The organism is Streptomyces sp. NRRL F-5135, assembly GCF_000719775.1.
Taxonomy (GTDB): Bacteria; Actinomycetota; Actinomycetes; order Streptomycetales; family Streptomycetaceae; genus Streptomyces; species Streptomyces hebeiensis.
Map to the genome: position 1 here is coordinate 326258 of NZ_JOHR01000008.1, position 26110 is coordinate 352367.

The 26110-nt window shown below is 71.6% G+C and carries 21 protein-coding genes and 1 tRNA gene; 13 read left to right on the top strand and 9 right to left on the bottom strand.

Annotation, left to right across the window (positions count from 1 at the left end; all coding sequences use genetic code 11):
• Window positions 1-10: 10 nt before the first annotated feature.
• The 3 genes from IG02_RS0116570 to mfd form a co-directional block, all read right to left on the bottom strand.
• Window positions 11-814 (bottom strand): HNH endonuclease family protein, encoded by an 804-nt coding sequence (locus IG02_RS0116570; protein ID WP_234314769.1) that lies wholly within the window; start codon window positions 812-814, stop codon window positions 11-13.
• A 131-nt stretch (window positions 815-945) separates the two neighbouring features.
• On the bottom strand, window positions 946-2304 hold the full coding sequence (locus tag IG02_RS37855; RefSeq protein WP_158712321.1) for a mannose-binding protein: 1359 nt from the start codon (window positions 2302-2304) through the stop codon (window positions 946-948).
• Between the two features lie 246 nt (window positions 2305-2550).
• Complete coding sequence (gene mfd, locus IG02_RS0116580; RefSeq protein ID WP_030747762.1) at window positions 2551-6102, bottom strand: transcription-repair coupling factor; 3552 nt, start codon at window positions 6100-6102, stop codon at window positions 2551-2553.
• A gap of 358 nt (window positions 6103-6460) precedes the next feature.
• Between mfd and IG02_RS0116585 the strand changes: the two genes are divergently transcribed.
• Complete coding sequence (locus IG02_RS0116585; protein ID WP_030747765.1) at window positions 6461-6907, top strand: nitroreductase family deazaflavin-dependent oxidoreductase; 447 nt, start codon at window positions 6461-6463, stop codon at window positions 6905-6907.
• Window positions 6908-6988: 81 nt separating this feature from the next.
• On the opposite strand, the gene IG02_RS0116590 is transcribed toward IG02_RS0116585, so the two are convergent.
• Window positions 6989-7378, bottom strand: coding sequence for a hypothetical protein (locus tag IG02_RS0116590; RefSeq protein WP_051765147.1), 390 nt, complete (start codon window positions 7376-7378; stop codon window positions 6989-6991).
• 173 nt (window positions 7379-7551) lie between these two features.
• Here IG02_RS0116590 and IG02_RS0116595 point away from each other — a divergent pair, with 173 nt between their 5' ends.
• Both IG02_RS0116595 and IG02_RS0116600 read left to right on the top strand, forming a co-directional pair.
• Window positions 7552-8406, top strand: a complete 855-nt coding sequence (locus IG02_RS0116595) for a helix-turn-helix domain-containing protein (RefSeq protein WP_030747770.1) — start codon at window positions 7552-7554, stop codon at window positions 8404-8406.
• A gap of 14 nt (window positions 8407-8420) precedes the next feature.
• Complete coding sequence (locus IG02_RS0116600; RefSeq protein WP_037803062.1) at window positions 8421-8645, top strand: DUF397 domain-containing protein; 225 nt, start codon at window positions 8421-8423, stop codon at window positions 8643-8645.
• A 77-nt stretch (window positions 8646-8722) separates the two neighbouring features.
• Here the strand turns inward: IG02_RS0116600 and IG02_RS0116605 are convergent, their stop codons facing one another.
• Window positions 8723-9403, bottom strand: coding sequence for a class I SAM-dependent methyltransferase (locus tag IG02_RS0116605; protein ID WP_037803064.1), 681 nt, complete (start codon window positions 9401-9403; stop codon window positions 8723-8725).
• 811 nt (window positions 9404-10214) lie between these two features.
• Here IG02_RS0116605 and IG02_RS0116610 point away from each other — a divergent pair.
• Window positions 10215-11777 carry an MFS transporter gene (locus IG02_RS0116610; protein ID WP_078854550.1) on the top strand — a complete coding sequence of 521 codons (1563 nt, stop codon included), beginning with the start codon at window positions 10215-10217 and terminating at the stop codon, window positions 11775-11777.
• A gap of 65 nt (window positions 11778-11842) precedes the next feature.
• Here the strand turns inward: IG02_RS0116610 and IG02_RS0116615 are convergent, their stop codons facing one another.
• The 3 genes from IG02_RS0116615 to IG02_RS0116625 form a co-directional block, all read right to left on the bottom strand.
• Complete coding sequence (locus IG02_RS0116615; RefSeq protein WP_030747783.1) at window positions 11843-12736, bottom strand: hypothetical protein; 894 nt, start codon at window positions 12734-12736, stop codon at window positions 11843-11845.
• A gap of 284 nt (window positions 12737-13020) precedes the next feature.
• Window positions 13021-15789, bottom strand: a complete 2769-nt coding sequence (locus IG02_RS0116620; RefSeq protein ID WP_030747786.1) for an SUKH-4 family immunity protein — start codon at window positions 15787-15789, stop codon at window positions 13021-13023.
• A gap of 5 nt (window positions 15790-15794) precedes the next feature.
• Window positions 15795-16772: an SMI1/KNR4 family protein gene (locus tag IG02_RS0116625; protein ID WP_030747789.1), complete on the bottom strand. Its 978-nt coding sequence runs from the start codon at window positions 16770-16772 to the stop codon at window positions 15795-15797.
• 500 nt (window positions 16773-17272) lie between these two features.
• On the opposite strand from IG02_RS0116625, the gene IG02_RS0116630 reads away from it, so the two are divergent.
• On the top strand, window positions 17273-17773 hold the full coding sequence (locus IG02_RS0116630; protein ID WP_030747792.1) for a YwqJ-related putative deaminase: 501 nt from the start codon (window positions 17273-17275) through the stop codon (window positions 17771-17773).
• A gap of 3 nt (window positions 17774-17776) precedes the next feature.
• A complete protein-coding gene (locus IG02_RS0116635; RefSeq protein WP_030747795.1) occupies window positions 17777-18280 on the top strand; it encodes an SUKH-3 domain-containing protein in 504 nt (167 codons plus the stop codon).
• A gap of 174 nt (window positions 18281-18454) precedes the next feature.
• On the opposite strand, the gene IG02_RS0116640 is transcribed toward IG02_RS0116635, so the two are convergent.
• Window positions 18455-19891, bottom strand: a complete 1437-nt coding sequence (locus IG02_RS0116640; RefSeq protein ID WP_030747798.1) for a sensor histidine kinase — start codon at window positions 19889-19891, stop codon at window positions 18455-18457.
• A 176-nt stretch (window positions 19892-20067) separates the two neighbouring features.
• Here IG02_RS0116640 and IG02_RS0116645 point away from each other — a divergent pair, with 176 nt between their 5' ends.
• The 7 genes from IG02_RS0116645 to IG02_RS0116680 all read left to right on the top strand — a co-directional run bounded on the left by IG02_RS0116645 (window position 20068) and on the right by IG02_RS0116680 (window position 25979).
• A complete protein-coding gene (locus IG02_RS0116645; RefSeq protein ID WP_030747800.1) occupies window positions 20068-20925 on the top strand; it encodes a hypothetical protein in 858 nt (285 codons plus the stop codon).
• A 26-nt stretch (window positions 20926-20951) separates the two neighbouring features.
• Window positions 20952-21023, top strand: a tRNA-Gln gene (locus tag IG02_RS0116650).
• Window positions 21024-21132: 109 nt separating this feature from the next.
• Window positions 21133-22602 (top strand): bifunctional UDP-N-acetylglucosamine diphosphorylase/glucosamine-1-phosphate N-acetyltransferase GlmU, encoded by a 1470-nt coding sequence (gene glmU, locus IG02_RS0116655; RefSeq protein ID WP_030747801.1) that lies wholly within the window; start codon window positions 21133-21135, stop codon window positions 22600-22602.
• A gap of 109 nt (window positions 22603-22711) precedes the next feature.
• Window positions 22712-23689 carry a ribose-phosphate diphosphokinase gene (locus IG02_RS0116660; RefSeq protein ID WP_030747803.1) on the top strand — a complete coding sequence of 326 codons (978 nt, stop codon included), beginning with the start codon at window positions 22712-22714 and terminating at the stop codon, window positions 23687-23689.
• Between the two features lie 242 nt (window positions 23690-23931).
• A complete protein-coding gene (locus IG02_RS0116665; protein WP_030747805.1) occupies window positions 23932-24516 on the top strand; it encodes a 50S ribosomal protein L25/general stress protein Ctc in 585 nt (194 codons plus the stop codon).
• 217 nt (window positions 24517-24733) lie between these two features.
• Entirely contained in the window at window positions 24734-25330 is a 597-nt protein-coding gene (gene pth / locus IG02_RS0116675; RefSeq protein ID WP_030747807.1) for an aminoacyl-tRNA hydrolase, read from the top strand.
• A 163-nt stretch (window positions 25331-25493) separates the two neighbouring features.
• Window positions 25494-25979, top strand: a complete 486-nt coding sequence (locus IG02_RS0116680) for a hypothetical protein (protein ID WP_420707754.1) — start codon at window positions 25494-25496, stop codon at window positions 25977-25979.
• The last annotated feature ends 131 nt before the right edge of the window (window positions 25980-26110 follow it).

Sequence of the window (26110 nt, forward strand, 5' to 3'; positions counted from 1 at the left end):
GGACGAGCGGTCAGCCGCCGCACTGCTCCAGCATGGTCGTCTTGTCCGGAGCCGTCACCGGCAGCTCGTACTTCAGCGCCACCTGCGCGAACCGCACCGCGTAGGAGCAGCGGATCTTCTTGTCGGGCGGCAGCCAGGACGCGGGGCCCGAGTCCCGCTTGGCGTTGTTGGCCGGCCCGTCGACGGGGAGGAGGTTGAGGGGATCGTTGGCGATCTGCTTCCGCTTGGCCTCGTTCCAGTGCGCGGCGCCCATCTGCCAGTCGTACGACAGCGGCATCACATGGTCGATCTGCACCTCCGTCGCCTGCTCCTTGCGCCAGGCGATGTCCTTTCCGGTGTACGGGTCGTGCAGGTTCATCGACACGACCACGCAGTCGGAGCCGGACCGGAACCGCAGTTGCCGCCCGTCCCTGGCCAGCAGGTCGTTCCGGGTGTCGCAGCCGTTACGGGCGAGGGGCACGCCGTCCGCCGTGTCCAGCCAGGCGTGGCCGAACTCGTCCCGGTCGTAACCGGTCTTGGGCCCTCGGCCCGCGGTGCGCACCTTCTCGATGAGCTCACGGCCGGCCTTCCGGTCCGCTTCCGAGGTGAGGGGCGCGAGGCCCGGCTTCGTACCGTCGGGGTTGACGAGCGGGCTGACACCCTGGCCGTTGCCCGCCGACGCGGACGCGGACGCGGTGGAGGAGGCGGAGGCCGACGCGGACGGCTTGGAGTCGGTGCCGGACCCGCCGCCGCAGCCGGTCAGGACCGCGGCGGACAGAACAAGTGCCCCGCCCCGGAGGGCGGTTCGCGATATGTGTGTTTCAAGTTTGCGCACATGCGCAACTCTACGACGAACGGCCGGGGCCGGGGACGAGTACGTCCCCGGCCCCGGCTGAAAACACTCACCTCAACGCGCGGCGGGCCGACGGGGGTTACGGCCTGCGGCCACGGTCCGCCGACGCCGCGTCAGGTGGTCCACAGCGCCTTGTCACCCTCCATGATCGCCACCTTGCCGTCCTCCCGCAGGACCAGCTTCGCGCCTCCGTGGCCGTCGGTGCGGCTGGCCCAGACGGGCCGGTCCTCGGCGTTGTAGACGACGAGATTGCCGTCCGCCTGGAACCTGGTGTAGTGGGTCTTCCCGAAGATCATGGAAGCCCAGAGCGCCTTCTTCTCCTTGTTGTAGACGACGAGGTTGCCGTCCTCCTGCATGGTCATCGTGATCCGGTTCGTGCTCCAGGACTGGCCGACGGTGAGCACGCTCGGCGCCGTGATGACGGTCCGGGTCCACTTGGGCTTGGCCGGTTCGGCGGGCTTCTCGGGCTTCTTCTCCTCCGCCGGCTTCGTGGGCTCGGCGGACGGGGAGGGCTTGTCCGACGGCTTCGGCGGGGGCGGTGCGGCCGGCACGGGCGGAGCCTCCCGCGTACGGGAGGGCTTGACGCTCGGCTTGGGCGGCGGTTCGGGGGTGTACTCCACCGGCCCGCCCGGCGCGTCGGCGTCCAGCACGGTGTCGGCGTCCTTCTCCATCACGCTCTGGGACGCCACCGGCCGTTTGTCGTCGTCCTTGTCGCCGCCTATGAGCAGGAACGGTACGGCTATGAGCACGGCCCCCACGATGGCCGCCGCGGCCAGCATCGGCTTCTGCGGCCGGCCGGACGGGGTCACGTCCTTGTCGGGGCGGTCGGGCGGCGAGCCGGCGTCCGCGGCCGTGGCGGCCACCGAGCCGCCGTGGCCGCCCGTGTCCGCCGCACCGCTCGGACCGCTCGCGCCATCCGCGTTGCCGGCCGGTGCCGCCGCTCCCGCGGACCTCGTCCTCGACCTCGTACCCAGGAGCGCCGCCGCGCCGCTCTCCGTGGCCGCGTCGCCTTCCGCCGTCGCGGCCTTGGCCCCGCCCTTCCGGGGCCCGGCCTCGGTGTCGGCTTCGGACCCGGGAACAGACCCTGCCCCGGTGCCGGCCCTGGCTGCGGACCCCGCGTCGCGGGTCGCCTGCGCGCCCTTGTCGTCCTTGCCGCCCTTCCCGGCCTTTCCGGCCGCCGCCCCGTCGGCGCCCTTCGCGCCCGAGGCGCCCTTCGCGTCTTCGCCGCCTTCAGGGGCGGCGGTCCCCTCCCTCTCCTCCCTGGCGGTTTTCCCCGCTTTCTCCGCACCGGCACGCGCCGGGCCCTCGCGCCCCGCGGTCGCGGGCGGCCCGGCCGCCGCGGACCGTCCGGGCTTCAGAGCGTCAGCAGGGGCCTCCGCGGCGCCCGACAGGGTGACCGCCACTCGCACACGGGGCGAGTCGGAAGCAGGATCGGGCCCCTTCCCGCCTTCCGGATTGCGCTGCACGACCATTCAGTTTTCCCCTTATGGCGAGAAGTCATTCCGGCAGCACCAAGGTCTACCGCAGAGTTGAAGACGCGGACAACTGGATCTCCGCTACGAGGAGTTGGTCACCCGACATAGGGCCCATCAGCATCGGGATCCGCGCATTCCGCTGCCTACACCTGCGTAAACCTCTGACGGCCGGAGGCCGCCGCACCTCGCGAACACCTCGCCACCACGCCCTATTACGCCCCGCCGCAAAGCCGCCACCCCCGGCTACGACCCGAGGATCGTCGTCAGGAACTCCCCCGTCCACGCCAGCAGTTCGCGCCCCACCACCGGCTTCCCGCCGATCTTCCCGGCCGTCGGGCGCGGCACCAGGATCTGCCGCGTCGGCGCCTTGATCACCGTACGGGGGTACAGCCGCTTCAGCCGCAGCTCCTGCGACTCCCGCAGCTCCACCGGCGCGAAGCGGACGTTCGACCCCTGGAGCACGATCTCCCCCACCCCGCACGCCCGCGCGAGCATCCGCAGCCCCGCCACCAGCAGCAGGTTCTCCACCGGCTCCGGCAGTTTGCCGTAACGGTCGGTCAGCTCCTCGCGGACCGCCGCGATGTCCTCCTCCGTGGTCGCCGACGCGATGGCGCGGTACGCCTGGAGGCGCAGCCGCTCGCCCGGCGCGTAGTCGTGCGGGACGTGCGCGTCGACCGGCAGCTCGATCTTGACCTCCAGGGGCGGCTCCTCCTCCACGCCGCCCTCCAGGGACGCCCGGTAGTCGGCGACCGCCTCGCCCACCATCCGTACGTACAGGTCGAAGCCGACGCCCGCGATATGGCCCGACTGCTCTCCGCCGAGCAGGTTGCCCGCGCCCCGGATCTCCAGGTCCTTCATCGCCACGTACATGCCCGCGCCCATCTCCGTGTGCTGGGCGATCGTCGCGAGGCGTTCGTGCGCGGTCTCGGTGAGCGGCTTCTCCGGCGGGTAGAGGAAGTACGCGTAGCCACGCTCCCGGCCCCGGCCGACCCGGCCGCGCAGCTGGTGCAGCTGCGAGAGGCCGAAGTTGTCGCCGCGCTCCACGATCAGCGTGTTCGCGTTGGAGATGTCGATGCCGGACTCCACGATCGTCGTGGAGACCAGCACGTCGAACTTCTTCTCCCAGAAGTCCACGACCACCTGCTCCAGCGCGCCCTCCGACATCTGGCCGTGCGCCGTCGCGATCCGCGCCTCGGGGACGATCTCGCGCAGCCGGGCGGCGGCACGGTCGATCGACTCCACCCGGTTGTGGATGTAGAAGACCTGGCCCTCGCGCAGCAGCTCGCGCCGGATGGCCGCGCCGATCTGCTTCTGCTCGTACGGCCCGACGAAGGTCAGGACCGGGTGGCGCTCCTCCGGCGGGGTGGTGATGGTCGACATCTCGCGGATGCCGGTGACGGCCATCTCCAGCGTCCGGGGGATGGGGGTCGCCGACATGGTCAGGACGTCGACGTTGGCCCGGAGCTTCTTCAGCTGCTCCTTGTGCTCCACGCCGAAGCGCTGCTCCTCGTCCACGATGACCAGGCCGAGGTCCTTGAACCGCGTCTCGGAGGAGAACAGCCGGTGCGTGCCGATGACGATGTCGACCGCGCCCTCCGTGAGCCCCTGGAGGGTGGCCTTCGCCTCCGTCTCGCTCTGGAAGCGGGAGAGCGCCTTCACGGAGACGGGGAACTGCCCGTACCGCTCGGTGAACGTCCCGAAGTGCTGCTGCACCAGCAGCGTCGTGGGCACCAGGACCGCTACCTGCTTGCCGTCCTGGACCGCCTTGAACGCCGCCCGCACGGCGATCTCCGTCTTGCCGTACCCGACGTCACCACAGATCAGCCGGTCCATCGGGACCGTCTTCTCCATGTCCTCCTTGACCTCGGCGATGGTGGAGAGCTGGTCGGGCGTCTCCACGTACGGGAACGCGTCCTCCAGCTCCCGCTGCCAGGGCGTGTCCGGGCCGAAGGCGTGGCCGGGCGCCGCCATCCGCGCCGAGTAGAGCTTGATCAGGTCGGCGGCGATCTCCTTGACCGCCTTCTTGGCGCGCTGCTTGGTCTTCGTCCAGTCGGCGCCGCCGAGGCGGTGCAGGGTGGGGGCCTCGCCACCGACGTACTTGGTGACCTGTTCGAGCTGGTCGGTGGGGATGTAGAGCCGGTCGCCCGGCTGGCCGCGCTTGGCGGGCGCGTACTCCACGAGCAGGTACTCGCGGGTCGCGCCCTGGACCGTGCGCTGCACCATCTCCACGTAGCGGCCCACGCCGTGCTGCTCGTGCACGATGTAGTCGCCCGCCTCCAGCGTGAGCGGGTCGATGGTCTTGCGGCGCTTGGCCGGCATCCGCGCGCCGTCCCGGCCCGCCGCCTTCTGGCCGGACAGGTCGGTCTCGGTCAGCACCGCCAGCTTGAGCTCCGGGGCCACGAAGCCGTGGTCGAGGGAGCCGCACGCCACCTGGACCACGGACGGGGTGAGCTCCGCCAGGCCGCCCGCCGTACGGGCGCCGGGGGTGTCGAGCCGGGCGGGGATGCCCTCGCCGCCGAGCACCTCGACCGTACGGGACGCCGTGCCGTGGCCCTCCGTGACGTACACCGTGCGCCAGCCGTCCGCCAGCCAGCCCTTGGTGTCGGCGAGGGCGCGCGCCGTGTCGCCCCGGTACGACTCCGGGGCGTGCATCCCCAGCGTGATGGCCTCGTCGCCCAGCTCCTCGTCCACGGCGAACGGGGAGACCGACCACCACATCATCCCCAGCTCGCGCGCCCGCTCCCGGACGTCGGCGATGCCCCAGAGGGAGGCCGCGCCGACGTCGATGGGTGCCTCGCCGCCGCCGGCGGTGGCCGCCCACGACGCCTGGAGGAACTCCTGGCTGGTCGCCACCAGGTCAGCCGCCCGCGTCCTGACCCGCTCCGGGTCGCAGACCAGCGCCATGGACCCGGCCGGCAGGACGTCCAGCAGCAGCTCCATGTCGTCCACCAGGACCGGCGCCAGGGACTCCATGCCCTCGACCGCGATGCCCTCCGCGATCTTGCCCAGCAGCTCGCCCAGCTCCGGGTGCGCCTCGGCGAGCGCGGCGGCCCGCTCCCGTACCTCGTCCGTCAGCAGCAGCTCCCGGCAGGGCGGCGCCCACAGGCCGTGCTCGGCGACCTCCAGCGAGCGCTGGTCCGCGACCTTGAAATAGCGGATCTCCTCGATGTCGTCGCCCCAGAACTCCACCCGCAGGGGGTGCTCCTCGGTGGGCGGGAAGACATCGAGGATGCCGCCGCGCACGGCGAACTCGCCACGCTTCTCGACCAGCTCGACCCGCGCGTACGCGGCTGCCGCCAGGGCCTCGGTCACCTCGTTCAGATCGGCGGTGGCGCCCGTGCGCAGCTCGACGGGGACCAGGTCGCCGAGCCCCTTGACCTGCGGCTGGAGCACGGAGCGTACGGGCGCGACCACGACGGAGACCGGCCCGGCCGCCGGATCGTCCGCCACCGGGTGCGCGAGCCGCCGCAGCACGGCCAGACGCCGCCCCACGGTGTCGGAACGGGGCGAGAGCCGCTCGTGCGGCAGCGTCTCCCAGGACGGGAACTCCACCACGCCGTCCGGGTCCAGCAGCGACCGCAGCGCCGCCGCCAGGTCCTCCGCCTCCCGCCCGGTCGCGGTCACGGCCAGCACCGGCCGCCCGGCCTCACGCGCCAGCGCGGCCACCGCGAAGGGCCGCGCGGCGGGCGGCCCGACCAGATCGACATACGGCCGGCGCCCGTCGCGGGCGGTCTTCACCGCTTCGGCGAGCGCCGGGTCACGACTTACGGCGTCCAGCAGACCGTGCAGGCTCATGAAGGGTTTTCCGTCCGGGTCCTGGGGCTTGGCAGTGACTGACAACGCGAGCGCCGGCGATTCGAGCGACGGACAACGCGAAGGGCCCGACACGTCACACGGGCCGGGGGTCTTCCAGACTACGACGCCCCAGTGACAACGCGGCGGGGAGCGCCGGAGCCGAGAGCACCGGGGCGGGGCGGCCGCCTCCCCGTGGTGCGCGGAAACGCCGTACGCGGGAACGCCATATGCGGGAATGATCGCCCCGTACCGATCCTTGAGATGCACACGGGGGACAGGCACGGGGGACAGAACCAGTCATGACCGGTACGACTCATGACCGGTACGACGCGAGATTCCGACGACGGGATGGAACGGCATGCCTCTTGAGGGTGAGTACGAGCCCAGCTCGATGACGATGGCCCGGGAACAGGCCGAGCTGTACGAGAGCTCCGGCGGCACGGAGGGGACGACGTTGAACGGCCTGCCCGTCATCCTCCTGACGACCCTGGGCGCGAAGAGCGGCAAGATCCGCAAGAGTCCGCTGATGCGGGTGGAGCACGAGGGCAGGTACGCGGTGGTCGCCTCGCTGGGCGGCGCCCCGAAGAATCCGGTCTGGTACCACAACGTCGTGGCGGATCCCCGGGTGGAGCTCCAGGACGGCCCCGTGCGCCAGGACATGATCGCCCACGAGGCGACGGGCGAGGAGAAGGCCGTGTGGTGGGCGCGCGCGGTCGAGGCGTTCCCGCCGTACGCGGAGTACCAGGAGAAGACGGACCGCGAGATCCCCCTCTTCGTCCTGGAGCCGTCCCCGACCCCGCACTGACCGGGAGATTCTGCGTTCTGAGCTTCCCTCTTGTGCCCCGGGCCGCGCCCGGGGCACAGCGCAGCCCGACGCGGCTGCTGATCAGGCGTCCCGCGCGGGGGTACGGCGGTCCACGTCGGCCGCCATGAGCCAGACGAGCCGGGCCGAACAGCCTTCGGCCCGCCCGAAGTGCCGCAGAGCACCCTCCGCCGAGGCGAGACTCCACCGCCGCCCGCACCCGCCGTCACCGACCTCGGCGCCGCTGACCTCGGCTTTCCCGTCCTCGTGCGCGATCCCCCACGCGGCGACGACGGCGTCCGCGTCCGCCGTACCGGCGCGGTACTCCACGACGACGGCGAACAGCCGGGGCGCGGTGTCACGCACGAGCTCGCGCACCTCGCGCTCGTACGCCTCCTGATCGAGCGGGTCGAACGCGTCGAACGGGTCGCGGTCGAACAGCTCCTGGGCAGGGTTCTGCGGCGATACGGTCATCGAAATCCCCTGTCGGAAGAAGCACACGCGCACGCCGACGGGGGCCGGGCATGGCGGTGGAGGGGCGCCGTGGGGCGCGGGCCAGCGGATGTGGCGTGCTTCACACGATAGCCGCGACGCTATGATTCATGACATCGAATCACCCAATACATCATAACGAGTGAAGGGCGGCCATGGCCCGGAAGAACCTCCCGCCGTCGGCACGGCAACGACGCCTGGGCACTGAGCTGCGCAGACTGCGCGAGCAAGCGGATCTGTCAGTGACAAAGGCGGCCGCACTCCTCGGCTTCTCCCAGCCGCAGGTCAGCAGCATCGAAACGGGGCGTTTCGCGGTGAGCGCCGACCGGGTGCGGGCCATGGCCCGTAGCTACACGTGCGCGGACGAGGCCCATATCGACGCGCTCGCCGAGATGACGGGCGGGCGTACACGCGGCTGGTGGGAGGAGTACCGCGAGATCCTTCCGCCGGACGCCCTCGATCTCGCTGAACTGGAACACCACACGGCCGCGATGCGTACCGCGTCGGTGATCCACCTCCCGGGGCTCCTCCAGACCCGAGCTCATGCGCACGCGGTCATCAGCGATGTCGTCCCGGCGCTCTCACCACCGGAGGTGGAGCACCGGGTCTCGTACCGGCTCAAGCGGCAAGCGGTGCTCTACCGAGACAGCCCAGCTCGCCTGACAGCGATCATTCATGAGGCAGCCCTGCGCATGGGTTTCGGCGGACGGGATGCGGCACGCGCGCAACTGGAGCACCTTCTCGCCATGAGCGAGCGGGAGCACATCACAGTCCTGGTGGTCCCCTTCGGCGCGGGCACCTTCCCAGGTTCCGGACAGAGCATCCACTACTTGGCAGGGGCCATTCCCGCCTTGGACACCGTCGAACTCGACACGGACCACGGGGCTGCCTTCCTTGACACCCAACCGCACTTGACGATGTACCGGACCGTTTTGGACCGGATGGAGGGCTGTAGCCTCGAACCAGCGAAGTCCCGGGACTTGATCCGTCGCATCGCGGCAGACATCTGAGAAAGGCGACGCTCGTGTCCACCCTCAACTGGCAGAAGTCTTCTTTCAGTGGAAACGCGGCCAACTGCGTTCACATCGCCGCCGCAGACGACGGCACCATCAAGATCCACGAAAGCGACGACCCCGCCACCATCGTCACCACCACCCCCGAAAAACTCCGCGCCTTCATCCTCGGCGTCAAAGCAGGCGAGTTCGACCACTTCGCCGCTACACCCGCGCCCGCGCCGGACACCGCCTGAGCGGGCGGCGCGGGACCATACCCCGTCCGGGCGTCCCGTCCGCCCGCCCGCCCCGTCCGACGCCCGGCACCACGGGCTCAGCGCCCCCGACGGACCTTCAGGACGTTGTCCTGCCGGGTGGCCGGCCGGCCCTCGGGGTCGGTCACGTCGCGGGTGACCAGTTCCTCCACCTCCACGTGCCACTGCCCCGGTTCGAGGCCGAGGGAGTCGAGCACCTCGGCCGTGGTGGGGAAGTGGTAGTCGAAGGGCGGCTCGGCCTCCCACGACGGCCAGCCGGCGTGGCCGACGATCAGCAGCACCCCGCCCGGTGCCACGGCTCGGGCCGCCTTCCGGAGGATCCCGGTCCGCTCTCCGTCCTGTTCGACCGGCGAGTGCAGGTACTGGGCGGACACCAGGTCGAAGCTCCCCGTGGGGAAGTCCTGTGACAGGTCGTGCCGCTGGAAGTCGATCCGCTCGCCGAGCCCCTCCGCCTCCGCGCGGGCGGCGGCGCGGCGCAGCGCGGTCGCGGACGCGTCGGCGCCGGTGACCCGCCAGCCCCGCCGGGCCAGCCAGATGGCGTCGCCGCCCTCGGCGCAGCCGAGGTCCAGCGCGGTTCCGGGGGTGAGGGCTTCGACTTCGCGTACCAGCAACTCGTTGGGCCTGCCGCTCCAGACGCTGTCCCGTTCCCCGTAGAAACCCTCCCAGTACTGCTGCGCGACGGTGTCGGTGGTGGCTTTCGCGGCGAGGGCATCGGTGGCGGTGGTCGAGGTGTCCGTCATGATCGGCCTCCTTCGGTGTGTGTACGCGAAGCCTGCGGCGCCCTCCACGGGATCGAAAAGCCTTCTTGCCAGGTCGGCAAACCCGGCGGCCCCCGCGGCCCCCGCGGCATCCCCAGCCGCACGCGCCCAGCCCCACGACCCCCGGATCCGGGCCGAACGGTCACACTCCGATGGGTGGCCACCGTCTTTTGCGTCCGGTGTTGCGATACGCGAGGGAACGGACCCGAGAGCTGTCGGCCACCGGACGCGAAACACCCGAAGCGACGGCCACCGCCTCCGTACGCCAAGGCCAACGACCCGACCTCGTACACGCGCCGACGACCGGAAACAGGACGGCGACGCAATACGGCCTCGATGGATGTTGGAGGACATCCACCGAGGCCGGAACACTCACCCTACCGCGCACGCCCCGGCACCCGCACCTGTCAGCACTCGTCACAGCGGACGCGGAGCCCGACGGGCCTGTTCGCGGTCTCCCGTCGCGCAGACGTGGGTGAGAAGGTGTCACCCGACGGTAGGTGCATAGGGAAGGGATCCCGTGAGCAGCGCCGACGGCAGTTCCGAGGACACCGGACAGACGGAAACGGAAGCGATACCCGAGGCCCCGGCCGGCTCCCCCGACTCCCCCGGGTCTGCCGGCTCCCCCGGCGGGGCCGGAGCCGGGCCGGTAGGTGGCCGTGGACGCGACGCATACGCGGCTCATGCGGGCCGCCCGGACGCGCCCGGTCCGGACGCGAAGGCCCCGGGCGGACGCGACGCACGGGCCGGGCGGGCGCACGGGCAGAAGCGCGGGCCCGTCGTCGCCGGTCTGATGCTCGGCACGGCGCTCGCCGCGCTCGACGGCACCATCGTGTCCACGGCCGTCCCGCAGATCGTCGGCGACCTCGGCGGGTTCGCCGTCTTCTCCTGGTTGTTCTCCGGCTATCTGCTGGCCGTGACCGTCACGCTGCCGGTGTACGGGAAGCTCTCCGACACCTTCGGCCGCAAACCCGTCCTGATCGCCGGCATCGTGATCTTCCTCGTCGGCTCGCTCCTCTGCGCGACCGCCTGGAACATGGCCTCCCTGATCGCCTTCCGCGTCCTCCAGGGCCTCGGCGGCGGTGCGCTGCAAGGCACGGTGCAGGTCATCGCGGCCGACCTCTACCCCCTCGCCCAGCGCCCCAAAATCCAGGCCAAGTTGTCCACGGTCTGGGCGACCTCGTCGGTGGCGGGGCCGGCGCTCGGCGGGCTGCTCGCCGGGTACGCGGACTGGCGGTGGATCTTCCTGATCAACCTGCCGGTGGGCGCGCTGGCGCTGTGGCTGGTGGTCCGGTACCTGTACGAGCCCGGACGTAGGGCAGCGACGGCTCGGGCGCACGGAGCCTCGCCCAAGGAACCGGCACCCGCGCCCCGCCCCCGTGTCGACTGGGCCGGCGCGCTCGCCGTCTTCGCCACCGGCGCCCTGCTCCTGGCCGCGCTGGTCCAGGGCGGCGTCGCCTGGCCCTGGCTCTCCGCGCCCTCCCTCGCCCTCCTCGGCGCGAGCGCCGTCCTCGCCGCCGTCACCGTCGTCATCGAGCGCCGCGCGGCGGAGCCGATCATTCCGGGCTGGGTCTGGCGGCGCCGCACCATCGCCGCCGTCAACCTCGCGCTCGGCGCCCTCGGCCTGCTGATGATCGCGCCCACCGTCTTCCTGCCGACGTACGCCCAGTCCGTGCTCGGCCTCGGCCCCATAGCGGCCGGGTTCGTCCTCTCCGCCATGACCCTGAGCTGGCCGGTCAGCGCCGCGTTCGCCAACCGCGTCTACAACCGCATCGGTTTCCGCAGGACCGCCATCACCGGCATGTCCCTCGCCCTGCTCGTCCTGCTCGCCTTCCCCCTGCTCCCCTATCCCGGCAGCCCCTGGCACCCCGCGCTGATCATGCTGCTGCTCGGCGCCGCGCTCGGGCTGTTCCAACTGCCCCTGATCATCGGAGTCCAGGCGAGCGTCGGCTGGTCGGAACGCGGTACGGCCACCGCGTCCATACTCTTCTACCGCCAGGTGGGCCAGAGCGTGGGCGCCGCCCTCTTCGGCGCCGTCGCCAACGGCGTGCTCGCCGCCCGCCTCGCCCACGCGCCCGATCCGGACCTGCCGGACGATCTGGACTCGGTCTCCCACGCCCTGGAGAATCCGGCCGCCCTCACCGCCGACGCGGCGGACTACCTGCGCCGCGCGGTGGACACGGCGGTGGACCACGTCTACGTCGGCGCGGCGTGCGCGGCGGCCGTGGCCGTCCTGGTGCTCGTCTTCGTAGCCCCACGCCGCTTCCCGGTCATCCCGGACGACACAGAGGACAACCGGGACGAGCCGAGCAGCCCTGAGCGACCGAGCAGCCCTGAGCGACCGGGCACGCCGTAGTGCCGCGACGCGCTCCAGCCTGACGGCCCCCGCGCCACAGAGCCCGGTCGCCCGGCCGCGGCGAATCAGTTCTCCGCCGGTGCCCGTCCGCCCGTCAGAGCCGACAGGCTCTGCTGCACCCGCGCCATGTGCGCCCGCACCTCGTCCCGCGTCCGCGCGTGCTCCGCCAGCAGCCGTTCGGTCTCCCGGGCGATGCCCTCCGCCCGGGCCCGCGCCTGCGCCAGCAGTTCGGCCGCCCGCTCCTGGGACTCCTCCTGTACGCGCCGCGCCTGCTCACGCGCCTCGGAGAAGAGCCGCTGGGCGTCCACGAGCGCGCCCTCCGCGTACGTCTCCCGTTCGGCGTTCGTGGCCTGCACCCCCTGCTTGCGGTCGGCGAACTCGCGGTCCTGGGCGGCCAGCCGTTCCGCCCGGCCACGCTCCAGTTCGTCGATCACCGCCTGCGTACGCCGCCGCACCTCCTCGACCGAGGCGAGCACCTCGCCGCGCTGTTCCTCGATACCGCGCACGGCCTCCGCCCGCTCCGCCTCGGCCGACTCCCGCGCGGCGGCCAGCACCCGCCCGGCGCACGCCTCGGCCTCCGCCCGTACGGCATCGGCCTGTTCGCGGGCCGCCTCGGTGACCCGCCGCCCGGCCGCCTCGCCCGCGGCGACCAGCGCCCGGCACTCCTCGCGGGTCCTCGCCCGCAGTGCCGCCTCCTCCTCCACCGCCGCGGCCAGTACGCGCTGGGCGCCGGGCCCCAGGCTCTCGTAGGTCTGCGGTACGAGCGCCGCCACCCGCGCCCGGAGCACCTCGGCCTCTCCCTCCATGTCCCGGGCGAGCACGGTGAGTCGCGCCGCGCGCTCCCACAACTCGTCCCGCTGACGGCAGAGCACGGACACACGCAGATCGACCTGTTCGGGGCGGTAGCCCCGGCCCTTTACGGAGACGAAGCCATGAACCGACAGCGGTGCAGTACCCATCTTTGACGCCTCTCTCCGACACGAACGACAGATGACATACGCCTTAATCCTGTCGAATCAGAGCAAAGCGATCACAATGCGACACTCCGGCGTGCCGTCACGATCAAAGATGCGACAAAAGCCGTCACCCGGGCCGGTCATGAAAAGAGGCGCCCTTCGTGGATCACGAAGGGCGCCTCAGATCACCCAGTCATATGAACTGGCCGCACCAGGGCGGACATGAACAGTCAGACAGCCAGGCAGTCGGACGGTCGGACAGTCGGGTAGTCAGAGCCGACGGCCCGTCAGAGCAGTCCGTCCCACATCTGTTCCAACAGCACCGACCACCAACTCTCCGGCGACGACAGCGCCGCCGGATCCAGCGCCGCGAGCTGCGCCTGGAAGTCCACCGTCCAGCGGCCCGCCTGCTCGGGATTGAGCCCGAACCTCAGCCGCCACATGCGCCCCAGCAACGCCAGCGACCGCGTGAACTCCGGCAGTCCGGTGTTGACGAACTGCGGCGGCACCGACTGCCCACCAGGGCCCGCCTCCACCGGGACGGCCATGATGTGCGCCGTACCGTACTGAACACACAGCGCACGGCCGAAGTCGCTGCCCAGCACCAAGTACGAACCCGCGTCGGCCGCCGGCTGCACCTGCCGCTGCGCCGCCAGTTCGGCCAGCGTCGGCACCACCGGCTGCGCGGGCTGCGCCCAGAAGAACGGCCCGAAGTCCGCCGGCAGCCCCGCCCACACGAGCGTGCGCGCCACGACCTCCGGCACACCCTGCCGGGACACCGCCCGCTGGTCGAACCGGCACAGGGCCTGTGGCCCGAACGCCGCCACCAGCTCCTGCGCCACCCCCTCGGGAGGCACCGGCGGCGCCGGCGCCATCTGCGGCAACGGCGCCCGCACCGGCGCGGGCCGGGCGGGGCCGTCCGCCACCTGGTGCAACTCCCCCTGGTGGGTGAGCAGATGACGCATGCCCTGCTGCCTGCTGGCGTGGTCCTGACCGTACGGGGCGACACTCGTGATCCGCACCTGCGGCCACGTCTCCCGGATCATCCGCGCGCAGTAACCACCGGGCAGTTCGCACGACTCCAGCTCGGTGTGCAGTTCGAGCACCTGCTGCGGCGGCACGTTCATGGCGCGCAGCTCATGCAGGATCTGCCACTCGGGATGCGGGGTCCCAGGCGCGGAGCGCCGGATGAGCTGTGCCTCCGAGCCGTCGGGCGCGCGGTAGCGCAGCACGGCCTGGTAGCCGGGGCCGACGGTCGGCAGACCGGACTGCGGCCCCGGATAGCCGTACGCCTGGGGCGGCGGCTGCTGCGGCGCGTGCGGCTGAGCGGGCGGAGGAGGCCCCGGCGGTACGGGCCCGGGGGCGCCCGGCGGCATACCCGGAGGCGGACCGGGCGGCCCCGGCGGATTGGGTGGACCGGGCGGGCCGGGCGGCTGAGCCGTCGGCGGCTGCGGACCGACCTGGCCGGGCCCGGCCAGCATGGTCGCGGCCTGGTGCACCCCGCCCGGAGGCATACCACCCGGAGGACCGGGCGGACCGGGAGGCTGCGGGGCGCCGGGCGAGCCAGGAGGACCGGGAGGCCGAGGCGCGCCGGGCGGGCCCGGGGGCTGCGGAGGCCGCGACGGCCGGCCCCCCATGCTCGGGTCGGCGAGCATCGTCGCCGCGTGGTGCACTCCCCCCGGAGGCGTACCGGCACTCGGCTTCGGCGGCCCGGGAGGACCGGGCGGAGCCGGGGGCTGCGGAGGACCGGGCGGCCCGGGAGGACCGGGCGGGCGCGGCCCGTCCTGGTCGAGCTGGGGCGCCAGTTGCGTGGGCAGGTAGCCACCCGCCGGAGCGCCCGGAGCCCCCGGAGCGCCGGGGCCCGACGCCGAAGGGCCCGGAGGGCCCGGGGGGCCGGGAGGCGGCGGAGGCGCGAGTCCGGCACCGTGCGAACCGGGCGAGCCCTGCGAACCGGATGAGCCATGCGGTGATACGGGCGACTTGTCCGTCTCGGCATCGGCTATCGCCGCGGCCGGGCCCGTACCGACGCCGGAAGAAGAGGCGGAGCCGGCACCGGAAGCGGAGCCGGCACCCGCTCCGGAACCCGTCCCCGCGCCGGTCCCCGACCCCGCGCCCTGCTCGTCCAGCGCGGGCGAGACCGTCGTCCGCGGCAACTGACTGCCGCCGGACATCAGCGCGGTCGGCGCGTCGGCGCTGACCGCGGGCGGCGGTGTGTCGTCGTCCGTGCCGGAGATCGGCGGCGCGAACACCGTCATCGGCAGGGGTACGGAGCCGTCCTGCGCCGAGCCGGACGACGCGTTCGTATCGGTCCCGGCCCACGGCGTGGCCCCGGCCGGATCAGCGGCACCCCCGGCGACGCCGCTGCCCATGCTGTTGCCACCGCTGCTGTCACCGCCACCGGCCGGTTCCGGCCAGGCGGAGGCGGCGCCGGGCGTCGAGGCCGAACCACCCCGCGACGCACCGCCGGCCGCACCGGCGGCCCCGCCCGCGCTCGTACCCGTACCCGTACCCGTACCCGAGCCGTGACCGCCGGAAGACGCGCCCCCCAGAGACGAGTTCCCCAGGGAGGCCCCCGCCGGCGAACCGGCCGACGAGCCTTCCGCATCCGAAGGCGATCCCGCCGAGGATCCCGTCGACGCGCCGGCCGACGCGCCGGCCGATGTCCTCCGATCCGGAATACCCATCTTGTCCGCCGCATCCTGCAACCACTCCGGCGGCGTCAGCAGGAACGACGTCTGGTTCAGGTCGACGCGCTGCGGCGTCTCCGGCGCGGCCGGCTGCGCCGGCACCGCCGGCGTCCCGTACTCCTCCTCGTACCGCCGGATCACCTCACCCACCGGCAGCCCGGGCCACAGCGTGGCCTCACCGCTGTCCCGGGCGATCACCAGCCGCTGCCGGCCGCCGTCCGACGACGTCGGACCGCCCTCGCGGTCCTCCGCCCACACCACGAAGCCCAGCTCGAACTCCCGTACCCGCACCTCACGCTGCTGGTAGCCGGGCAGATCGCCGTTCACCCACTCTTCCGCGCGCTCCTGCGCCTGCGCGAAGGTCACCATCGCGCTCACCCCTCCACCGGGACGACGCGCACGAAGCCGCCGTCCACCATCAGGTTCGCCACGGTCTCCAGCTCCGGCGGACTGCCCGCCAGCCGCAGCAGGAACGCGTCGAAGTCGTCACCGCACGGCAGCAGCAACCGCTCCACGCGCTCCCGCACGCTCCAGCCGTCCCGGTCCCCGGCGTCGTCGTACGCGCAGAACCAGACCGAACCGACCCGCTCACCCTTGACCTTGACCGCCAGGATGCCGCCCTGGACGAACGCGACACCCAGAAAGTCCTTGGTCAGGTGGTCGCGCAGACACTTGTTGACGTACACCAGGTCATTGACCGCGGCCTCGTCCCGCACGGTGAAGAACGGCTGGTCCACCAACAGCCCCAGCTCGGGATCCAGCGCCGCGCCCACCGGCGCGCAGCCGCCCGCCGCCTTCAAGAAGGAACGGTACGCCCCCGGCAGCCGGTAACCCAGGTCCTCCTCCACACCCAGCACCTGCTGCTCCGTGACCGCCACCGATCCCTTCGGCAGCCGCACGTGCACCGGCCGGGTCTCCTGGAGCGGACGCGTACCCCGTTTGCCGTGGTCCACCTCCGCCGTGGCCAGACCGCCATGGTGCCGCAGCAACGCCTTCACCTCCGCCGGCACCAGCATCAGCCGGCGGGAGGCCGGCACGTGGTGCCAGGTCCAGCCGTGCGGAGTGGCCACCGCGGGAATCGTGTCCCACAGCTCATGGCCGGTCGCGTGCAGCGCGGCGTTGGCCGACACGTAATCCGTGAGCCGCAGCTCGTCCACGCCGAAGCCCTCCGGGGGCTCGGCGATCTCCACGGCGGCACGCGCGTACGGCGAGAAGTCCGGGTAGCCGTTGTCGTCCACGCGCACACCTCTGGGGTGGCGGGCGGCCCGGACCGGGTCCGGGAAGTTCACGACCTGCCCGGCATAGGCCGCGTTCGGTGGCGCGGCTTGCTGCCCGAGCCGACCTGTCGTCATGGCGTTTGCCCCCTGCTGCTTCCGGCTGGTTCCACAGCCCTGGTTCAGCACAGCCTATGCGGTGGGGCAAGAGGGGATCGGAGGCTCCTCCCCGGCAGCCGCCGCACGCTTCCCACCACGGCACGCGCCCTCGTGCGCTCCCCCGCCACGTCCCACGCCGTCGCACGTTCCCCCGCCACGACCCGCGCCACCACACGCTCCCCCGCCCGCGGGGCGACCGGCCCGCCCCGGCGGCCCCGGCGACGACCGGCGGCCCCCCGGCCACCCGCGCCCCCGCGTCAGCACAGACGTCGCCCTGCCGTGACCAACGGTCACGTACGAGTGACCCAGCGCCGACACCACCCGCACATCACCGCCCCAGCTTCCCCACAGCCCGTCACATTTGGCAGGCTGTCACCCCCAACACGGGAGCACGGGGGCGTGTACACCTGGCACATTTCTGACGCGACGACGTCGACCAGCGGCTGAGCACAGCCGGTACGGGGAGGGGAGCAAGCACCTTGCACGCAGCACCGACGGACACCACCGGCGACCCACGCCTGAGCTGGAGCGCCCCCGACACCCACCGTGCCCCGACCCTCCTGCACCGCCGCGACGGCATCCTGCCCGCCGTCGCGGCGGCACTCTCCGTACGCGGCGAGACCCTCACCTCCACCGCGGGCAAAGGCGACCGGCCACCCGCCCTCCACCCCCTCGTACAGGATTTCCTCGACACCCTCACCAGCGGCCAGCGCGAACGGTTCACCGGCCGCTGCCCCGAAGCGATCCTGCTCTCCCGCCACCTCACCGCCGCCGACGCCGTCCGCTCCAAACGGGCCAGACGAAAACCCATGACGCACGGCGAGGCACGCCGTGCCCTCAAACAGGCGAAACTGACCGCCCGCCGCATCCGCGAGGACGGCGATCCGCTGCACGGCAGCTACGCCCCGCCCTGCCGCTCCTGCACCGCGCTGCTCGCCCATTTCGGCGTACGCTCCGTCGACCCCACCCAGAACGGCTGAGCGATGCCCGACCTCAACACCACCCGTTTCCCCGTCCCCGTCGACGCCGCGCTCCGCGAGGCAGGCTGGCAGCCGGGGCGCTGGGTCATACACCAGGCGGAGGAGTGGGCCGACACGCTCCGCGCACACACCACCCCCGCCGGACACCGGCTGACCGTCCTCCCCACCGCGGTCGAGGCCTGGGCCGAATTCGGCGGCCTGCGCGTCACCGCCAAGGGCCCGGGCCGCCAGATCGCCCCGGCCACCGTACGGATCGACCCGACCGCCGGACTCCACCTCGCCCGCACGCTCGCCGACCTCGGCCGGTCCCTGGACACGGAGCTCAGCCCGCTCGGCGAGGAAGGCGACGGCCAGGCGGTCCTCGCCATCGACGCCGAAGGACGCGTCTACAGCGTCGACCACACCGGCGACTGGTACCTCGGCGCGACCTTCGACCAGGCACTGGGCACCTTGCTGACGGGCATGGAACCGGAACGACTGACGCCGGAACGACCGACACAGGCCTGACGCCGAGTGCCGGGGCGCCGAGTGCCGAGCACCGAGCCGCACCCGGCCGGACCCCGACCCGGCGGAACCGACCGGACCGACCGGACCGACCGCACCGGGCCCCGACCGGCTGAAACCGCCCCGGCCGAACCGAGCGAACCGCACTCGCCCGAACCCGACCAGCCGGACCGAACGCTACGCCGCGCCCCGGTCCGGCAGGACCGCCGAGACCCTGAAGCCCCCCGACTCCGTCTCCCCCGAGACGAAGACCCCGCCCAGCGCCACCACCCGTTCCCGCATGCCCACCAGCCCGTTGCCCCCGCTCGGCAGACGCAGACCCGCGTCCCGCGCACCGTCGTCCGACGGACCGTTCTCCACCTGCATCGCGACCTCGTCGTCACGATGCGCGAGACGCACCATGACCTTCGCCCCCGACGCGTGCTTGAGAACGTTCGTCAGCGCCTCCTGCACCACCCGGTACGCCGTCTGCTCCACCTCCGGCGGGTACGGACGCGACTCCCCCATCACCGACAGCTCCACCACCATGCCGGTGTCCCGGGACTCCCCCACCAGCGCCTCGATGTCCCCCAGCCCCGGACCACCGTCCTCGGCTGCCGCCGCCGCGGCAGCCGCGGCGGCGGCACCCACGGCCGCGAGCGGCACCGCCGAGCCCGCCACCCCCGCCCCCGAGCCGCCCGCGGACGCGCCACCGGACGCGCCGGCGGCCACACCACCCGCCGCACCCGCCACACCGACCGCACTCGCGCCACCGCCCGCGCCCGCCACCTTGCGCGCCGCCGCCTGCTCACCGGACCGCAGCACCCCGAGCATCTCGCGCAACTCCGTCAGCGCCTGCCGGCCCAGCTCCCCCACCAGCTCCGCGTTCCGCACCGCCTTGGGCGGATCCTTCAACGCCACCGCCTGCAACGCCGCCGCGTGCACCACCATCAGACTCACCCGGTGCGCGACCACGTCGTGCATCTCCCGCGCGATCCGCGTCCGCTCCTCCGTACGCGCCCACTCGGCCCGCTGCTCCGCCCGGTCGGCCAGGAGCGACAGCTCCTGCTCCAGACTGTCCGCCCGCTCCCGCAGGCTCTCCATCAGCCGCCGCCTCGCCCCGACGTACAACCCCAGGAACAGCGGCGGCGCGGTCAGTCCCACCGACATCAGGATCGCCACCGTGGGCACGTACCAGCGGCCCGAATCGATCCCCGTGTTGATCACGTTCTGCTGCGTCCGTACATACGTGACGATCAGCGTGCCGAGGAACGCCATCCCCACCAGCGAGCCGATGATCCGGCGCGGGATCTCCGAAGCGGCCAGCGTGTACAGCCCGACCAGGCCCAGCAGGTACCCCATCTCGGCCGGCGTGACGGCGATCGAGACGAGCACCACGGCGAACGGCCACCGCCGCCGCACCACCAGCAGCCCGCCGGCGAACAGCCCGAAGAGGACACCCACCGGCACGAACAAACCGGTCGAACCCGCGAACGCGGCGCCTTCCAGCGCACACTCCAGGGCCGACACGAGCGCCAGCCCCACATCCAGCGCGGCACCGCGTCGCCGTTCCCACCACCACACGCCGCGGGTGGTCGCGCCCGCACCGTCCTGGTGTGCCCCCGTTGTGGTCATGTCTCCCAGCCTAAAGGCGCCCGCGACTCGTTTTCGGGCGAGCGCCACGCCACAAAAGGAGACAGCCACAGCACAGAACACGCCATGACACGCCCGGAACACGTGTCAATCGCTCGAACTGGTGAATAGCGCATCCATTCGGCCCGTTCGACCGCATTTCGGATGAGGATCGCCCCATGCGATCCGTCCACAGCAAGTACGCGGACTTCGAGCACCTCCGGGAACAGGCGGTGGCCCTGCGCCGGGCGGGCCTGAGCCGACGCCAGATCCGCGACCGCATGCACGTCGACAACAACGACCTCCTCAACCGCCTCCTGGAGGGCGAGCCGCCCCCGGAATGGACAAAACGCCCGCGCGCGAAGGACGACTTACGCGAGCGAGCGCGGGAGCTGCGCCTGAAGGGGCTCACGTACGACCAGATCCAGGTGGAGCTGGGGTGCTCGAAGAGTTCGATCTCACTGTGGGTGCGGGACCTGCCGAAGCCTGAGCCCCGGTACACGGAGGAGGAGCGACGCGACCGCATGAATGCCGGACTCGCCCGTTTGCGCATGTCGCGGGATCAGGAACGACAGGAAACGAAACGATTGGCGCGCGAGGCGGTCGGCCGACTCTCCGACCGGGAGCTGTTCCTCGCCGGAGTCACGCTCTACTGGGCGGAGGGCGCCAAGGACAAGCCGTACTCGCGACGTGAATCACTCCAGTTCATCAACAGCGACCCCAACGTGATCACGTTGTATCTCCACTGGCTCGACCTGCTCGAGATCCCGCGCGAGCGCCTGCACTTCCGCGTCAGCATTCACGAGTCGGCCGATGTCACCGAGGCCGAGAAGTTCTGGGCGGACCTGGCGGGCGTCGACCCTCAGGTCTTCTACAAGGCGACACTCAAGAGGCACAACGCGAAGACCCTGAGAAAGAACACCGCCGACGCGTACAGGGGCTGCTTGATCATCTACGTCACCAAGAGCGCCGAACTCTACCGTCGCGTGGAGGGCGCTTGGTACGGCATAGTGTTGGGGGCGGAGCGGACAGCTTAACCAAATGTCCGTTTCGTCGGCTTTAATCCCCCGTGGTGTAATTGGCAGCACTGTGTCTTTTGGTGGCATCTGTCCAGGTTCGAGTCCTGGCGGGGGAGCTCGTCATCGCGGGTCCCGACCTCACCGGTCGGGACCCGTACACGTTTCCGCCCCGAACCCCCCCGGTATCCTGCGGTTGTCCACCACCCGAAGCCGAAGGGCATTCCCGTGAGCGCCAACCGCCCGGCAGCCGTAGTCGTCCTCGCAGCGGGTGAAGGAACCCGCATGAAGTCGAAGACCCCCAAGGTCCTGCACGAGGTCTGCGGGCGTTCGCTCGTCGGCCATGTCGTGACCGCCGCCGGGGAGCTCGATCCGGAGCGGCTCGTCGTGGTCGTCGGGCATGCGCGGGAGCAGGTCGAGGGGCATGTGACCGCCTCGTACGAGGGCGTGCGCACGGTGTACCAGGCGGAGCAGCGGGGCACCGGGCACGCGGTGCGGATCGCGTTGCAGGAGTTGGGGAGCGCGCCGGACGGGACCGTGGTCGTCGTGTGCGGTGACACCCCGCTGCTGTCGGGCGGGACGCTGAGGGCGCTGGCCGGGGCGCACGCGGCCGACGGGAACGCGGTGACCGTGCTGACGGCCGAGGTGCCGGATTCGACGGGGTACGGGCGGATCGTGCGGGACGAGGTGTCCGGTGCGGTGACGGCGATCGTGGAGCACAAGGACGCGTCGGAGGCGCAGCGGGCGATCCGGGAGATCAATTCGGGGGTGTTCGCGTTCGACGGGCGGCTGCTGGCGGATGCGCTGGGGAAGGTCCGTACGGACAACAGTCAGGGTGAGGAGTACCTGACGGATGTGCTGGGCATTCTGCGGGAGGCCGGGCACCGGGTGGGAGCCTGTGTGGCGGGTGATCACCGGGAGATCGTGGGGATCAACAACCGGGTGCAGTTGGCGGAGGCGTCGCGGCTGCTGAACGGGCGGTTGCTGGAGCGGGCGATGCTGGCCGGTGTGACGGTGGTGGATCCGGCGTCGGTGCGGGTGGATGTGACGGTGACGTTCGAGCAGGACGTGACGGTGCACCCGGGGACGCAGTTGCTGGGGTCGACTCATCTCGCCGAGGGTGCCGAGGTGGGGCCGAATTCGCGGTTGCGGGACACGTCGGTGGGTGCGGGCGCCCGGGTGGACAACACGGTGGCGGACGGCGCGGTGGTGGGCGAGGGTGCGTCGGTCGGCCCGTACGCCTATCTGCGGCCGGGTACGCGGCTGGGCGTGCGGGCGAAGGCGGGCACGTTCGTCGAGATGAAGAACGCGTCGATCGGTGAGGGGACGAAGGTGCCCCATCTGTCGTACGTCGGCGACGCGACGATCGGTGAGTACACGAACATCGGCGCGGCGAGTGTTTTCGTGAACTACGACGGTGAGTCGAAGCATCACACGACGATCGGTTCACACTGCAAGACGGGGTCGGACAATATGTTTGTGGCTCCTGTCACGGTGGGGGACGGTGCGTACACGGCGGCCGGCTCGGTCATCACGAAGGACGTCCCGCCGGGTTCGTTGGCCGTCGCCCGGGGGCAGCAGCGGAATATCGAGGGTTGGGTGGCCCGGAAGCGTCCGGGCAGCGCCGCCGCGCAGGCCGCCGAGGCCGCCCGGTCCGCGTCTGGTTCAGCTCCCGGCAGCGTCGCCGCGGAAGACTGACCGAAAACGGGCGCGCCATTCTCGGCGTACCGTGATATCTGCACGATTCGGCTGGCTCGCAGGGACGCGCGGGTGCAGCGGCCATCAACACGTCCGAGGAGACAGTGCTGTGACCGGGATCAAGACGACCGGCGAGAAGAAGTTGATGCTCTTCTCCGGCCGCGCCCACCCCGAGCTGGCCGAGGAGGTCGCGCATCAGCTGGGTGTCGGCATAGTTCCGACCAAGGCTTTCGACTTCGCCAACGGTGAGATCTATGTGCGCTATCAGGAGTCGGCCCGCGGTGCGGACTGTTTCCTGATCCAGAGCCACACCGCTCCGATCAATAAGTGGATCATGGAGCAGTTGATCATGATCGATGCTCTCAAGCGGGCTTCCGCTCGGAGTATCACGGTGATCGTTCCCTTCTACGGATATGCGCGGCAGGACAAGAAGCACCGGGGGCGGGAGCCGATTTCGGCCAGGCTGGTGGCCGATCTGATGAAGACGGCCGGCGCCGACCGGATCCTGACGGTGGATCTGCACACGGACCAGATCCAGGGCTTCTTCGACGGCCCGGTGGACCACCTGTTCGCGCTGCCGGTCCTGGCGGACTACGTGGCGGCGAAGGTGGACCGCTCCAAGCTGACGGTCGTCTCCCCGGACGCGGGCCGGGTCCGGGTCGCGGACCGCTGGTGCGACCGGCTGGGCGCGCCGCTGGCGATCGTGCACAAGCGGCGGGACAAGGACGTGGCGAACCAGGTCACCGTCCATGAGGTCGTGGGCAATGTGAACGGCCGGGTCTGTGTGCTGGTGGACGACATGATCGACACCGGTGGCACGATCTGTGCGGCGGCGGAGGCGCTGTTCGCGCACGGGGCCGAGGACGTCATAGTGACGGCGACGCACGGGGTGCTGTCCGGGCCCGCTGCCGATCGTCTGAAGAACTCGCAGGTCAGTGAGTTCGTGTTCACGAACACGCTGCCCGATCCGGTCACGCTGGACCTGGACAAGATCACGGTGCTGTCGATCGCGCCGACGATCGCGCGTGCGGTGCGTGAGGTGTTCGAGGACGGCTCGGTGACCAGCCTCTTCGACGAGGAGGCGTAGCCGCGGGCCGGGTCCGGGCGTAGCCCCGGCTCCGGCCTCCGGACCTGGCTTTTCCGCCCCGGCACCGGGTGGGAATGATCGATTTCTGGGCGGCCTCCCCCGCCGGGTAGACTCATGGAGTTGCTCGGCGAGGGAGGCCGCACCCGTGTGTGCGGCGGTCCGTTATCGACGCGCTCTTCGTAGCAGGCCGGTCGTGGCCGGGTGACCGTTGTCCACCGTCACCTTCTACGAGGAGTGCAGCCATGGCTGAAGTCAAGATCAGCGCCGAGATCCGTACCGAGTTCGGCAAGGGCGCCGCGCGCCGTGCCCGTCGCGCCAACAAGGTGCCCGCGGTGGTGTACGGCCACGGCGCCGACACCGTGCACGTGACGCTGCCGGGCTACGACCTGATGATGGCGCTCAAGACGTCGAACGCCCTGATCTCCCTGGACATCGAGGGCCGCAACGAGCTGGTCATCCCGAAGGCCGTGCAGCGTGACCCGCTGAAGGGCTTCGTGGAGCACATCGACCTGCTCGCGGTGAAGCGCGGCGAGAAGGTCACGGTCGAGGTGGCCGTGCAGACCGAGGGTGACCTGGCGCCGGGTGCGAACCTGCTGGAGCACGTGCTCAACACCGTGACCGTGGAGACCGAGGCCACGCACATCCCCGAGTCGGTGACGGTCTCCATCGCGGGCCTGGACGCCGGTGACTCGGTTCTCGCGAAGGACGTCCCGCTGCCGTCCGGCACCACGCTGGTCACGGACGAGGACGCGGTCGTCCTCCAGGTCCTGGCCGCGCAGGCGGAGGAGCCGGCCGCGGAGGGTGCGGGCGAGGGCGCCGAGGCCTGATCCTCGCGCTGTGCCCCACGGGGTGGCGGGCCGGTGCCGGTCCGCCACCCCGTTGCTGTACATCGCTCGTGTCCCCGCGGTGCTCGCCGCCGTCGCGGTACGGGCGTCGCCCATCGGCGCGGACGCGCTCCTCGAGCCGCGTCCGCGGGTACGAGTACGCCAGTAGGACGGCCGGCCGGCAGGCCGGTACGCGATCACGCGAGGAGAAGCGGCGCGGATGACGACGGATGCCAGTGCCCCGTGGCTGGTCGTGGGGCTGGGGAACCCGGGCCCCGGTTACGCGGACAATCGCCACAATGTGGGTTTCATGGTGGCCGACCTGCTCGCGGAGCGTGTCGGCGGCTCCTTCAAGCGGGCGCAGAAGGCGCAGGCGCAGGTGATCGAGGGCCGGATCGGGCCGCCGGGGCCGGCGGGCCGTCGGGTCGTGCTGGCCAAGCCGTCCTCGTACATGAACTTGTCCGGTGGTCCGGTCGTGGCGTTGCGGGACTTCTACAAGGTGCCGGTGGAGCGGATCGTCGCGGTCCATGACGAGCTGGACATCGACTACGGCACGCTGCGGCTGAAGCTGGGCGGCGGCGACAACGGTCACAACGGTCTGAAGTCGATGACGAAGGCGATGGGGCCGGGCTACCACCGGGTGCGGTTCGGTATCGGCCGGCCGCCGGGCCGGATGCAGGTCGCGGACTTCGTGCTGAGGGATTTCTCGTCGGTGGAGCGCAAGGAGCTGGCGTACTTCGTCGACCGGGCGGCGGACGCGGTGGAGGCCCTGGTGACGGAGGGGCTGGAGCGCGCGCAGAGCGCGTACAACTCCTGAGCGGGTGCGGGCTGCGGTGCGGCCATCGGCGCGTACCGGAGGTCGTGGACGTGGTGCGGACGGCCGCCGTATACGGCGGCCGTCCGTACAACGTCTTACATGTCCGCACATGTGCCGGCCATGAGTTGACCGAGCGCATCCCCATGGCCAAGGATCCCCGGCTATGAAGCGGATGAAGCGGGGGCGGGGGTCCTCCCGTCGGGTGCTGTCGTTCGGCCGCCGAGTCCTGATGGGGTGCGTGGCCCTCGCGCTGCTGATCGCGGGTGTCTGGTCGTCGTGGAGTGACGCCCAGCATGTGGTGCTGTCCAAGGGCCGTGAGCACGGCACGCTCACGGTCGCGTCCTGCGCGGAGGGTGTCTGCACCGGTCCGTACGCCCCGGAGGGGCCCGGCGGCCCCCGCGACGGGATGCGGATCGAGGAGTCGGTCGCCGTGAAGAAGGGCGAGCGGTTCGCGGTGGTGCGCAAGCCGGACACGGACGAGCTGGTCCGTACCGGAACGGCGGGGCTGCTGTACGCGTGGGTGCCGCTCGGCGGGGCGCTGCTGCTGGCCTCGGTGGTGATCGGCGGGGGTATGCGTCTGACGCGTACGGGGTGGGGCGCGGCCGTGGCGGGCGGGGCGCTGCTGCTGGCGTCGTTCCTCGCGCTGTAGGAGGCCGTGCGCCCGTGGACGAAAGGTGCGCGAACGCCCCCCGTTTCCCGGTGCGGCCCCCGGACCCGGACTCCGGGGGGCGGTGTCGCGGATCCGGTGGGGTTGAACGTCGGCCGTCCCCGCGCGGGCCC